This window comes from Fructilactobacillus vespulae (assembly GCF_047324295.1).
In the GTDB taxonomy this organism is placed as follows: domain Bacteria; phylum Bacillota; class Bacilli; order Lactobacillales; family Lactobacillaceae; genus Fructilactobacillus; species Fructilactobacillus vespulae.
Genome location: NZ_CP137138.1, coordinates 911,239 through 923,616, shown reverse-complemented (window position 1 = coordinate 923,616; position 12,378 = coordinate 911,239). Strand labels below are relative to the sequence as shown.

The following is a 12,378-nucleotide window of genomic DNA, read 5'->3' as shown; positions in this document are numbered from 1 at the left end:
AAGATTACTACTTCTTATTATAATCAATTTTAGTTAATTTAGCATCAATAAAATCAGATGGTTTAATTCCATCCATTCCAATCATGGGATCAATCTCATTTTTAAGAATTTTATTTTCGTCTAAAATAAATTCACCGTTTTCAGGTGCTTTTTCCTTAATATCATTTTCTACTGCTTTAGTTTCTACTGGAACTGAATCGGTTTGAAAATTAAACATTGATTGAACTCGTTCGCTTAGAGATGTTTTTCGATTCCCAGAAACTCGTTTAATACAAGCAGCAAATTCACTTACATTTCCTACCATAATTAATTTATCAGAGGCTCGGGTAACCGCCGTATACAACAAATTACGTTCTAACATCCGGCGATACTGAGAAATAATTGGCAAGATAACCATTTTAAATTCACTACCTTGTGATTTATGAATTGAAGTACAGTACGCTAAGGTAATTTGATTCCAATCATTTCTGGTATATGATACTTCAGTTTGATCAAAGGCCACTATTAATTTATCTAGGTACTTTTTCTGATCCTTATTAATATCAATTCCCACTATTTTACCAATATCTCCATTAAAAATATTTTCTTCTGGAGAATTTACTAATTGAAGAACTTTATCGCCAATTCGATACTTTTGTCCCTGCGCCTCAACTTCTTTTTGTTGTGGGTCTCTTTTGGGATTCATAATTTTTTGAACTTCGTTATTTAAACGATCAATTCCGGCATCGCCTCGATACATGGGTGCTAAAACCTGCGTTTCCGTGGCATTAAAACCGTGTGTTTTTGCTTTAGCAATAATTTGCTTAATCACTTCAACCACTTGTCCGTTACCACATTGAATGAAACTACGATCCGGTTCTTTTTCTAATAACGTATCTGGCAGTTTACCATTCTTAATATCATGCGCAAGTTCAATAATTGTTGAACCATCTTCTTGTCGATGAATCTGATTCAACTCAATTTTAGGAACTACTTTTGAATTAATTAAATCGAAAAAAACTTGTCCTGGTCCTACTGATGGCAATTGATCCTTATCTCCAACTAAGATAATTTTCATTCCAGTGGCAACTGCGCTAACTAATTTTTCAAATAGTTCCGTATCGACCATCGACATCTCATCAATTATTAATAACTGCCCCTCAATATCATTTCCATTTCCCTCTTCATCGTCATTGCCATTTAAGCCTAATAAACGATGAATCGTGCTGGCTGGTATTCCAGTTGATTCTCCCATCTTTTTGGCTGCCCGACCAGTGGGAGCGGCTAATAAAATGGGAAATACGTCATTTTTATATTTATTAACATCCAATGATAAATCATTTATTTTTGCAAACGTTTTAACAATTCCATTAATAATGGTAGTCTTACCCGTTCCTGGTCCCCCAGTTAAGATAAAAACTTGATTTTGTAAAGCAGTATTAATAGCCTTTAATTGCGATTCATCATATTCAATTCCAATTTCTTTTTCAACTTTATGGATAGCAGTTAGATAATCTTCTTTTTTATCACTCTGATTATCATAAATTCTTTTAATATTTTCTGCAATTTTCCATTCTGAATCGTATAAATTTTTTAGATAAATTCTTTCATGATCCACTTCGATTTTTCGATCCTTAACTAATTCTTTTAACTCGTTAGCTAATTTTTGATCATCAATTTTTTGATTAGGATCTGTATCTAATACCTCAAAGCTAGCATTAATAACTTCTTTACTGTTGGAATAAGTATTTCCATTACTAATCGATAATTGATTCAACGTTGCTAACAGTCCAGCCCGTAATCTTCCGGCTGAATTGTATTCTAGACCTACTTTTTGCGCAATCTGGTCAGCACGCTTAAAACTAATGTTTTTGATGTCTTCAACTAATTGATAGGGATTTTCCTGAATAACCTCAAGTGATTTTTCTCGATACTTTTTAAAAATTGCTGCGGCAAGATTACTACCAAAGCCATAGCTATTCAATCCAACAATCACTTGTTCAGTTCCATTATTGCTTCTTAAAGTATCAATAATGGTTTGCTGTTGTTTAGTTTTCAATCCTGTTTTGGCAATCAACTCTGGTTTTTCCAGTAATTGTGAAATTAAATCCGTCCCTAAAGTATCGACTACCTTTTGTGCGGTCTTTTCTCCAATTCCTGGAAAGTCTGATCCCGAAAGATATTTAACCAATCCAACGGCAGAAGTTTGTAATGCTCTTTCATAGTTAGTGGCTTGAAATTGCTGTCCATAGCGGGGATGCTCTACTAATTTACCCACAAATCGGTAGCTGGTTTCTTCGGCCACATCAGCAAAATTACCAGTAACAACAATCTCTTTTTCTGACCAATCAAAATTAGCTTTTTCAACTTTAATTAGTAAAACCTTATAAAAGCTATCTGAACCTTCAAAAAAAATCGTGATTAGGCGACCCGTAACGGATTGCTGTTCGTGATTAACTTGGCCGTTATTATTATTGTTATCAAATAAACTCATTGAAGTGGTCAACTTTTTCTCCTACACTATTTCTTCTTGTCTCGAATTTGAATAAATTTTTCAATATCAGCAATCTTACTTTGTTGTTCTTTAAAGTAAACCGGATCTAACTGTTCTACTTTATTAAAATACGTTTTATAATCTCCATCAGTTGTCATGGCAATCAATCCACAACTAAAGTTAGCTTCTTTTTGGTCAGGATTAGATTTTAGAACCTTTTCATAATAATTAGCTGCTTGAGCAAAGTCCCCTTCTGCTAACAGACATTGACCAATTAAAAGATTTAAAGACTCATCTTGTTTAGCCTGTGGTTGTGCAGTTAATAAAAAAATCAATGCTCTTTTATAATCATTTTGAGCCATGTAGCTCTGGGCTAACATTACATAGGCATCAAACTGTAATGACTTATCTGTAACCTGTTGGAATTGTTGGATTGCCTTATTGGTTTCTCCAGCAGAATAGTAAACGTTACCTAAACCATAAGTTAGGGTATTTTTAGCTTTTTTACTTCGATCAGCAAATAACCCCAATGCTTTCATTAGTAATTCTTCCGCTTGGGTATAACTTTGTAATTGAATCAAAAAAACACTCAAATCATAGTAAGTATGATAGTCATGGGGATTATCATCAATATCTTTAACTAGTTTATGCAATGTTTCTTCTGTTTGTTTTTGCTTATCTGCTTCTTTTTTAAATGTCATAATAATTTCCTTAAACTAAATCCGATTCTTGTAACTTACGATCAAGATAACTAGTATCATTCCATTTGATTAGTTTAAAATCTTTACCCGCATTATTAGTTTCAATAATTGTGGTACTGGTATTGGCTAAGCCACCTCGCTGTCTTAAATCCTTTAATTGAACCCCTAAAAGGCTATTAATTAATGCATTTAAAGCCGCTCCATGACTAACAATCAAAATATTATCTTCATTATCAAAATTTTCGGTGATTTCCATGATTTTTTGTGTCATTCGCTTAATTAAATCTGGAAAAGTCTCACCATTAATCTCGGAGGGATCGTATTTTTCAGGATGATTTCTAAAATCGTTAAATTCTTGCGGATATTTATTTTCAACATCCGTAAATTTCATTCCTTCCATCTTACCTAGGTTAAATTCTTCTAACCGATTATCTAATGATAAAGGAACTCGTTTAACCAATTCACCTTGAATATTTTCAGCCGTAATTCGAGCTCTCTTTATGGGACTAGAATAAATATGTTTAAAATTAATTGTCTTTAAATACTTACCAGCTAGTTTCATTTCATGATAACTTTGTGGCAATAATTCCGAGTCACCACCAGATCCCTGGTACCGACTTTCTAAATTCCATTCTGTTTTTCCATGGCGCACGAAGTATAGTTTCATTATAATCCACCCTATTTTTAATCTAATCCTATTATGCCAGTTTAATTATTGATAAGCAAAAAGCCCGACAACCGTCAGGCTTTTCTTTATACGTATTGTAATTCTTTATCATCTTTAAAAGCAGCATCAATAGTTGCATATCCTAAACATTCATCACCGTCATAAAAGACAACTGCTTGTCCAGGAGTAACTGCTCTTGCTGGTTCATCAAAATCAACTTGTACCCGTTGCTCATCATCGGATAAGTGAACCGTAACCGGCACATCTGTCTGCCGATATCTAAACTTGGCTGTACACTTAAAGTCTTGTCCACGAGTATTTCCATCGACAAATGAAACGTCTGAAGCCTTTAGGTAATCAGCGTAAAGGTGTGGATTTTCATAACCCTTTCCTACATACAAGATGTTTTTGGAAAGATCTTTTCCAATTACAAACCAAGGACGATTATCTTGACCATCTCCCCCGATTCCTAATCCCTTCCGTTGTCCAATGGTGTAATACATCAAACCAACGTGATCACCTTTAACTTCACCATCAAAAGTCATCATTTTACCAGCTTTAGCCGGAATATAATTACTCAAAAAGTTATTGAAGTTATTGGGTCCGATAAAACAAACCCCCATTGAATCTTTTTTATCAGCAACGTATAAATCTGCTTCATGCGCAATTTCTCGTACTTCTGGTTTAGTCATGCCTCCAATTGGAAACATTACTTTATCTAATTGTTTAGCAGATAGCTGACTCAAGAAGTAAGTTTGGTCTTTGTTTAAATCAGTTGAACGAATTAAATGATTTTTACCATTTTCATCTCTAGTCAACTGGGCATAGTGTCCCATTGCAATATAGTCGGCACCTAGGTCCATTGCGTAGTCCAAGAATGCTTTATATTTAACCTCGGTATTACATAAAACATCGGGATTAGGAGTTCTTCCCCGCCGATATTCATCTAAGAAATACGTAAAGACGCGATCGTAGTATTCTTTTTCAAAATTAACGGAATAGTAAGGAATCCCAATTTGGTTAGCAACATGAGCTACATCCTTAAAATCCTCGGTTGCGGTACAAACGCCATTATCATCAGTGTCATCCCAGTTTTTCATGAACACACCAATTACGTCGTACCCTTGTTTCTTTAATAAATAAGCAGCGACAGAAGAATCAACTCCACCACTCATTCCAACAACAACTCGAGTTTTGCTGTTATCAGTCATATAAATATCACCATCATTCTAATAGATTCAGAAATCCACGATTTGAAGGTCGTAATTCCAGTACTTACTATCATACGATATAGAACACCCGGCATGCAAGTGTTTAAGTTATTGATTTATCATCTAATTGAATGGTTGAATCGTTAGAAGAACCAACCTCCTCCACCTCGATCATACCCAGATGGAAGTGAATCAATAAAAGCAAATAAACCAAATCCAAATGCCAACACCAAAATAAATACAATATTATAGAGTAAGTAAGGAATTACCCACAAACATAAAACAATTGTTATGTATTTATTTAACACCAAAATTTCTGAATACTTCCGTAATGGATTATATTCTGAATTAAGAAACCACAGTGCAACTAAAACTCCCACAAAGATTTGAATATTCATTCCAAACATAATTGAACGCAAAAATTTACTAATGTTTGGATTAAAGTCACCACTTTCAGGTAAAAAGAACCAACTAATTGGTGGAAGCTTAAAAATATTGATTTGGAAAACAAATAGAAAAACGGGAATGCCGACAACCCAAAACCAAAATGATTTTAATAAATCTGAGAAATGCTTTTCCTCGTTAACTGGCTGCTTATTTTGTCTTGAGTAAATGATAACCTTTTCCTTTTCATCATTATCATTATTTTGTTTATCCATTTCTAATTTCTCATCTTTTTTCTTTTGTTTAACTGCTTTTAATTCTTCAATTATTTCAGCTACTTTTTGTGTTTTTTCTTTAACTTCATTATCAGACATTCTAATCGTATAAAAATCAAACACTTGGGTTTCCTTAGCGGCTTTTTTTAAAAATGACTTCTCTTTTTGGTTTACAGTAAAACTAACTTGATTTATTATTTCGTCACTACTTAAAACTAAGGTTTTAGGTAGATGCTTCTCTTTGAAATAATCATAAATTTTAGAAATATCATTTTTTCTAATTATTCTATTTTTTTGGGCCTTTCGTTTCTGTTTTTTTGAAATATTTTTATTAGAATTATCTATATTTTTTAGGTATATGGTAGCCCGCCATAGTTTCTTTATTTCCATCTAATCACCACTTTAATATTATAATAAAACTTTTTTCTTAATAAACAAAATAAAAAAAGCCTTATCGAAATAAGACTTTTTAATCTGCTATAAAAATTTTTCGTTCAATGAAGTTATCCATATAAAATAAAAATTGTTCTTTTTCAGCGTTAAATTTATCATTACTAAAAATATCAACAGCTTTTAGTTCTGAACCATCAACGACCGACATCCGGAAACTCTTCAAATCACTACTAATCATAATTTTTAACTTAATGGCTTTTTTTAAATATGGTTCCATTGGATCCAGTGATTGCTTTAATTCGAAATTGCCATTTCTAGTTTTAATAAAGTTTAGATCACTAAGAGTAAATAATTTAATTTCAGGGCTTAAACGATATTTAACCTGATCACCCTTCAAAGTAACTTCTTTAAATGCCATTATTGACCCCTTCTTTTCTTTAAACGATTAATAATTTTAGCGGTGGCGGTAACAAAACCAGCAATATCACTTTCAGAAGTGTAGCGTCCAAAACTAACTCTAATTGACTCACTAATGCGGGGATTGTCTTTACCAAACATTGCAATTAAAACATGCGATGGTTCTAAATTACCGGCAGTACATGCTGAACCCCCAGAGATTGCATAACCATCTAAGTCTAGGTTATTTTGCATCACATAAGTTGAAATCCCTTTTATCCAAAGATTCAATACGTGTGGAGAAGTTTGATCATCAAGAGCACCGTTAATTGCAAAATCAATTTCATTTTCTGTAAAACCAGCAACAATTTGCTGTTTAAACTTGATAAAGCGTGCGTGTCTAGTTTGCTTTTCTTCAGCAGTTAACGTCTTAACTGCAGCTGCAAAACCAGCAATTGCAGGAACGTTTTCAGTTCCAGCGCGACGCTTTTCTTCTTGATCTCCACCCAAAATATAACTCGTAAACTTCAATCCATCTTTACGATATAAAAATCCTAACATCTTAGGTCCGTTAATTTTGTGGGCTGAAGTTGATAACAAGTCAATGTGGTCTCTTTTTACATCAATATCGGTTAACCCATATGCCTGAACAGCATCAGTATGGAACCAAGCTTGATGATCTTTTAATATTTCTCCAATTTCATGAATAGGCATCATGCTACCCACTTCATTGTTAACTGACATAATTGAAACTAAAATCGTTTCATCATCTAATGCGGATTTAAAATCATCTAAAGAAATTTGTCCCTTTTCATCAACTGGTAAATAGGTTACCCGAAATCCGTGTTCTTCCAGATAATGCATTGGTTTTAAAATTGCTTCATGCTCAACTGCAGTTGTAATAATATGATTACCTAACTTTTTTTGTGCTTCAGCAGATCTAATAACTGCCGTATTATCACTTTCACTACCACCACTTGTAAAGACAATTTCATTGTCATCCGCATTAATACTTCTGGCGATTACATGGCGGCTATCCTCTAAAACAGCCTTGGATTCTCTCCCTAAACCATATAATGTTGAAGCATTTCCATACATATTTTTATATTTATCAGTTAATTCAGCTAATACTTCGTCTGAAACAGGAGTGGTTGCTGCATTATCTAAATAAATTTCAGTCATTATAATTCCTTCTTAATTTTTATTTGGCAAATAGATTTAATAACATTTGAGCAGATTGCTTTCCTGCTTCAACGATAAACTCATTAAAACTTTGGTTGGCATTTTCGTCACCAGTATCAGACATGGCACGAACTACGACATATGGGACCTTAAATTGGTTAGCAACTTGACCTACAGCGGCACCTTCCATTTCACCAGCTAATACATCTGGGAAGTTTCCTACAATTTTATCAATCATTTCTTTACCAGCAATAAATTGGTCTCCAGTTACAATCAAACCATAATGAACGTTTAACCCATTATCTTTTGATGCTTCCCCAATCTTTTTACCCCATTCTTCATCGGCAGTAAAACGAGCTGGTTGGTTAGGTAATTGTCCGATTGCTTGGCTATCAGCTGTACAATCAACGTCGTGATATGCAGTTTCAGTTGAAATTACAATATCACCCACTTTTAATCCTTTACCAATTCCTGCAGCTGATCCGGAATGAATCATTACATCAATATCAAAATTAGTAAGTAACAATGCGGCAGTAATTCCAGCTTCAACTTTACCAATTCCAGATTTTACTAAAACAACTTCTTTATCGCTAATTTTACCTTGGTAAAAAGTTACTTCACCGACTTTAACTTCAGTTTCATCTTGCAGAGCCGCCTTTAACTCTTTAATTTCTTCATCCATGGCACAAATAATTCCAAAAGTTTTCATAATTTCCTCCATACCTAGCCTACGAATCGCATAATTCCTAGTACTAAAATCAATAATAGTGTTAAGACAATAATTGCAATATTTAGTTTCTTTCCTAATTGCTTTTGTTTATATTCGGCAGTATTTCTTTCGGCACGACTTCCTTGTAGTGATTCAAACCCCTCATCAGTTTCATTATTAAATTGAGGATTATCATCACTTGAGACATTCTCATTTTGTTTTTGTGAGTGCTTACGAAACTGTGATCTGGTCATCCCATCAAATTGTTCATCATTATTCATTTCTATAACCTATTTTTCCATTAGTTCCCAATATTGAATTGCCATGATTGTTTTACTATCTTCAATCTGACCACTAGCAACTAATTCCTTAGCCTCAGCCAGTGTATATTCTTCTAACTGTAAAAATTCGCCATCATCTCTAGGCAATTCATTTTTTACGGGAGTTAATCCAGTTACTAAATATAAATACATGTATTCATCTGAAAAACCACTTGAGGTATAAAAAGAATAAATTCTTTTAATCTTTTCCGCATGATAACGACATTCTTCATTCATTTCTCGTTGAACAGCATGAATTTCATTTCCCTTATCTCGTTCATCTAATTTTCCTGCTGGAACTTCAATTAAAACAGATTTGGCAGGTTCTCGCCACTGCTTTTCGAGAATCATTTTGTTATCACTGGTAATAGCAAGCATTGCGACTGCTTCAGCATGATGAACGATATCTCGATGAGCAGTTTCACCATTACTTAGTTTGACTGTTTCTTGTTCAACTCGAATAATCTCTCCATCATACTTTAAATCACTTTTAATTTCTGTTTCTCTTAAATCCATGCCATCGCCTCCATTAAAATAACTACCTCTAAATTATAGAATATTTTATCTAGCTAATTCAATCTTAGCAGCTTGAAATCCATGAAGTCCTTTTGCTTTTACAAATTGAACTTTATCTCCAACTTCAATTGCTTTGGGCGTTCCGGAAATGACTCCAGTAATATGCATAAAAACATCATTTCCATTAGGATCAATAATGTATCCAAATCCCTTCATTCGATCGTAACTTTTAATTGTACCTTCCATTTTTAATTTCTCCTAAAACAATAAAAAATCGGGATTAGATCCCGATTTTTATTTTTATTCTTCAAATCCTTCTGTGGCAGTTTCTGGGAAACTATCTTTAACAATTTTAGCACAACGAGCACAAAAATCAGGATAATTATCATCGCTACCCACATCAGTTTTAATTAAACGACAACGTTCACAAACATGTCCATCGGCGTGATCAACTTCAATTGCTAATTTATCACCGAAGGTAGAAACATTATCTTCAGCAGCTGCAATTGATTTAATATCTAGATGAGAAACCATTAAAATTTGAGCAATATCAACATCTAGTTTAGCCAATAAATCTTTCACTTCATTGTCCACGAACAATGTTAATTTAGCTTCTGATGGTTTACCAATCACTTTATCATTTCTGGCATCTTCCATCGCTTTTAAAACATCCTTACGTAACTTCAAGAATGATTCCCATTCTGCCTTAACTTCTGCTTCATTAGCAAAGTGTTTAGCAGTTGGCATTTCAGCTAATTGTACAAATTCTTCTGGTTCTTTTAAGAAGCTCCAGATTTCTTCAGTACTGTGAGGAACAATTGGAGTTAGTAACTTAGTTAATGCAACTAGTGATTGGTACATAACCGTTTGCATTGAACGACGTTCGTGACTATCTTTTTTATCAATGTATAAAATATCTTTAGCAAAATCAAGATAGAATGCTGATAAATCAACAGAGATAAATTGCATCAATTCTTTGTTAATTGACATAAATTCATAATTATCGAAATGTTTCTTAACATTTTCAATTAATTCATTTAATCGAATCATCATGTATTGATCAACTGAGTTCAAGTCTTCGTATTTAACTGAATCAGTTTCTGGATCAAAATCACTGGTATTAGCTAACAAGTAACGAACGGTATTTCTAATTTTCTTATAAGAATCACCAACCGTTTTAAAGTTACCCATTGAAACACGAACATCAGCAGAGGTATCAACAGTAGTTACCCAGAGACGAATAATATCGGCTCCCATTTGTTTAATAACATCAGCTGGAGCAATGGTATTTCCGAGTGACTTACTCATTTTATGACCTTTACCATCAAGGGTAAATCCTTGTGATAATAGATTCTTATAAGGTGCAACACCGTCAAAGGCAACACTCGTAATTAAACTAGAGTTAAACCAACCACGATATTGATCGGAACCTTCTAGGTAAAGATCAGCAGGATAAGTTAACTCTGGGCGTTCTGCAAGCACCCCTTGGTGAGATGATCCAGAATCGAACCAAACGTCCATAATATCAGTTTCTTTAGTGAATTTACCGTTTGGTGAGTGTTCACTAGTAAAGCCTTCAGGAAGCAAGTCTTTGGCTTCACGTTCAAACCAGATATCTGATCCATATTTGGCAAATAAGTCAGCCACATGGTCAGTAACTTCTCTGGTCATAATTGGAGTGTCATCTTCTGCGTAGAAAATTGGTAATGGAACACCCCAGACACGTTGACGTGAAATTACCCAGTCACCACGATCTCTAATCATATTGTAAAGTCTTTGTTTACCCCAACTAGGGTTAAAGTTAACCGTTTCAATTTGATCCAAGATTTGTTGTCTGATTTTTTCTACTGATGCAAACCATTGTGGAGTTGCACGATAAATAACCGGCTTCTTAGTTCTCCAATCAAATGGATAACTATGAGTATATGGCATGTAGTAAATTAATTGACCAGCTTCTTTTAACTTGTTAAGGGCAATCTCATTGGCATCTTCATAGAAAACACCATCAAAATCAGCACCGGCTTCTTTAGTTAAGCGTCCCTTATTATCAATTGGGGCAAAAATTGGAAGACCATATTGTTTACCAATGTTGTAATCATCTTCACCATATCCAGGAGCGGTATGAACTAGACCAGTACCTGCATCATTGGTAACAAAATCACCTAACATAGTAATTAGCTTACGACTGCTGTCAAATGGATGTTCCGCAATCACGTTATCAAGTTCAGCACCTTTTACGGTCTTGACGATTCTAACGTTACTCCAACCAAACATTTCAGCATCTTTTTCTAATAGTTCAGTATCAATAACGTACTTCTTAGGATCGTCATCATGTTGAACCACAGCATAATCAAAATCAGCAGAAATGGTAATTCCACCTGAAGCCGGAATAGTCCATGGAGTAGTAGTCCAAACCACCATGTAAGTGTCGTCGTTATCAAGAACACCCTTACCGTCAACAACCTTTTCAGCATAGAATGCAGATGGCGATTCGATGTCATGATATTCAATTTCTGCTTCCGCTAATGCTGATTCAGAAGACCATGACCAAATTACAGGTTTTAAGTCCTTGTAAATTAAACCTTTTTCAGCCATTTTACCGAATACACGCACTTCAGCAGCTTCATATTCTGGTTTTAAAGTAAGATAAGGATTATCCCAATCACCTTGAATTCCCAGACGCTTGAATTCGTCACGTTGGCGATCAACTTGTTTTAAAGCATATTCATGACATAGTTTTCTAAATTCATTAGTAGTCATTTGCTTACGGTCGTATCCGGCCTTTTTTAATTGTTGTTCAATTGGTAGTCCATGTGTATCCCAACCAGGTACATAAGGTGATCTAAACCCATTCATTGATTTGTAACGAACAATCATATCTTTAGTAATCTTGTTCATCGCATGACCCATGTGAATATCACCATTAGCATATGGAGGACCATCATGAAGAACAAATGAAGGCTTACCTTCGTTTAATTTTTGTCGTTGTTGATAAAGTTGATTTTCTTCCCAAAGATTTTCTCTTTCTAATTCTTTGACAGGAAGATTTCCACGCATTTTAAATTTAGTTTTACCTAAATTTAGTGTATCTTTTATTCTCATAATTTACCCCCTAAAATACAAAAAGACCTCGTCAACAAGGGACGAGATC

12 protein-coding genes are annotated in these 12,378 nt (G+C 34.2%); all 12 read right to left on the bottom strand.

From position 1 onward, the window contains the following. Positions 1 to 7 precede the first annotated feature (7 nt). The 12 genes from R4B61_RS04510 to ileS all read right to left on the bottom strand — a co-directional run bounded on the left by R4B61_RS04510 (position 8) and on the right by ileS (position 12,329). A complete protein-coding gene (locus tag R4B61_RS04510; RefSeq protein ID WP_413628294.1) occupies positions 8 to 2,473 on the bottom strand; it encodes an ATP-dependent RecD-like DNA helicase in 2,466 nt (821 codons plus the stop codon). Between the two features lie 26 nt (positions 2,474 to 2,499). Continuing rightward, positions 2,500 to 3,174 carry a tetratricopeptide repeat protein gene (locus R4B61_RS04505; RefSeq protein ID WP_413627090.1) on the bottom strand — a complete coding sequence of 225 codons (675 nt, stop codon included), beginning with the start codon at positions 3,172 to 3,174 and terminating at the stop codon, positions 2,500 to 2,502. Positions 3,175 to 3,184: 10 nt separating this feature from the next. Then, positions 3,185 to 3,844: a histidine phosphatase family protein gene (locus tag R4B61_RS04500; RefSeq protein WP_413628293.1), complete on the bottom strand. Its 660-nt coding sequence runs from the start codon at positions 3,842 to 3,844 to the stop codon at positions 3,185 to 3,187. A gap of 83 nt (positions 3,845 to 3,927) precedes the next feature. Beyond that, positions 3,928 to 5,052, bottom strand: coding sequence for a tRNA 2-thiouridine(34) synthase MnmA (gene mnmA, locus R4B61_RS04495; protein WP_413627089.1), 1,125 nt, complete (start codon positions 5,050 to 5,052; stop codon positions 3,928 to 3,930). A gap of 143 nt (positions 5,053 to 5,195) precedes the next feature. Continuing rightward, complete coding sequence (locus tag R4B61_RS04490; RefSeq protein ID WP_413627088.1) at positions 5,196 to 6,101, bottom strand: hypothetical protein; 906 nt, start codon at positions 6,099 to 6,101, stop codon at positions 5,196 to 5,198. Between the two features lie 79 nt (positions 6,102 to 6,180). Then, positions 6,181 to 6,522, bottom strand: a complete 342-nt coding sequence (locus R4B61_RS04485) for a hypothetical protein (protein WP_413627087.1) — start codon at positions 6,520 to 6,522, stop codon at positions 6,181 to 6,183. Beyond that, positions 6,522 to 7,682, bottom strand: coding sequence for a cysteine desulfurase family protein (locus R4B61_RS04480; RefSeq protein WP_413627086.1), 1,161 nt, complete (start codon positions 7,680 to 7,682; stop codon positions 6,522 to 6,524). The genes R4B61_RS04485 and R4B61_RS04480 overlap by 1 nt, the downstream gene beginning before the upstream one ends. A gap of 19 nt (positions 7,683 to 7,701) precedes the next feature. Further along, positions 7,702 to 8,391: a 5'-methylthioadenosine/adenosylhomocysteine nucleosidase gene (locus R4B61_RS04475; protein ID WP_413627085.1), complete on the bottom strand. Its 690-nt coding sequence runs from the start codon at positions 8,389 to 8,391 to the stop codon at positions 7,702 to 7,704. 14 nt (positions 8,392 to 8,405) lie between these two features. Then, positions 8,406 to 8,672, bottom strand: coding sequence for a hypothetical protein (locus R4B61_RS04470; RefSeq protein WP_413627084.1), 267 nt, complete (start codon positions 8,670 to 8,672; stop codon positions 8,406 to 8,408). 9 nt (positions 8,673 to 8,681) lie between these two features. Next, complete coding sequence (locus R4B61_RS04465) at positions 8,682 to 9,227, bottom strand: NUDIX hydrolase (RefSeq protein WP_413627083.1); 546 nt, start codon at positions 9,225 to 9,227, stop codon at positions 8,682 to 8,684. Between the two features lie 45 nt (positions 9,228 to 9,272). Beyond that, a complete protein-coding gene (locus tag R4B61_RS04460) occupies positions 9,273 to 9,473 on the bottom strand; it encodes a cold-shock protein (protein ID WP_413627082.1) in 201 nt (66 codons plus the stop codon). A gap of 54 nt (positions 9,474 to 9,527) precedes the next feature. Next, positions 9,528 to 12,329 carry an isoleucine--tRNA ligase gene (gene ileS / locus R4B61_RS04455; RefSeq protein ID WP_413627081.1) on the bottom strand — a complete coding sequence of 934 codons (2,802 nt, stop codon included), beginning with the start codon at positions 12,327 to 12,329 and terminating at the stop codon, positions 9,528 to 9,530. Positions 12,330 to 12,378 lie beyond the last annotated feature (49 nt).

Bases quoted from the DNA above. Each gene is read 5' to 3' on its own strand.
- R4B61_RS04475 (WP_413627085.1), bottom strand. From the start codon at position 8,391: ATGAAAACTTTTGGAATTATTTGTGCCATGGATGAAGAAATTAAAGAG.
- R4B61_RS04510 (WP_413628294.1), bottom strand. From the start codon at position 2,473: ATGAGTTTATTTGATAACAATAATAATAACGGCCAAGTTAATCACGAA.
- R4B61_RS04490 (WP_413627088.1), bottom strand. From the start codon at position 6,101: ATGGAAATAAAGAAACTATGGCGGGCTACCATATACCTAAAAAATATA.
- R4B61_RS04470 (WP_413627084.1), bottom strand. From the start codon at position 8,672: ATGAATAATGATGAACAATTTGATGGGATGACCAGATCACAGTTTCGT.
- mnmA (WP_413627089.1), bottom strand. From the start codon at position 5,052: ATGACTGATAACAGCAAAACTCGAGTTGTTGTTGGAATGAGTGGTGGA.
- R4B61_RS04460 (WP_413627082.1), bottom strand. From the start codon at position 9,473: ATGGAAGGTACAATTAAAAGTTACGATCGAATGAAGGGATTTGGATAC.
- R4B61_RS04505 (WP_413627090.1), bottom strand. From the start codon at position 3,174: ATGACATTTAAAAAAGAAGCAGATAAGCAAAAACAAACAGAAGAAACA.
- R4B61_RS04465 (WP_413627083.1), bottom strand. From the start codon at position 9,227: ATGGATTTAAGAGAAACAGAAATTAAAAGTGATTTAAAGTATGATGGA.
- R4B61_RS04485 (WP_413627087.1), bottom strand. From the start codon at position 6,522: ATGGCATTTAAAGAAGTTACTTTGAAGGGTGATCAGGTTAAATATCGT.
- ileS (WP_413627081.1), bottom strand. From the start codon at position 12,329: ATGAGAATAAAAGATACACTAAATTTAGGTAAAACTAAATTTAAAATG.
- R4B61_RS04480 (WP_413627086.1), bottom strand. From the start codon at position 7,682: ATGACTGAAATTTATTTAGATAATGCAGCAACCACTCCTGTTTCAGAC.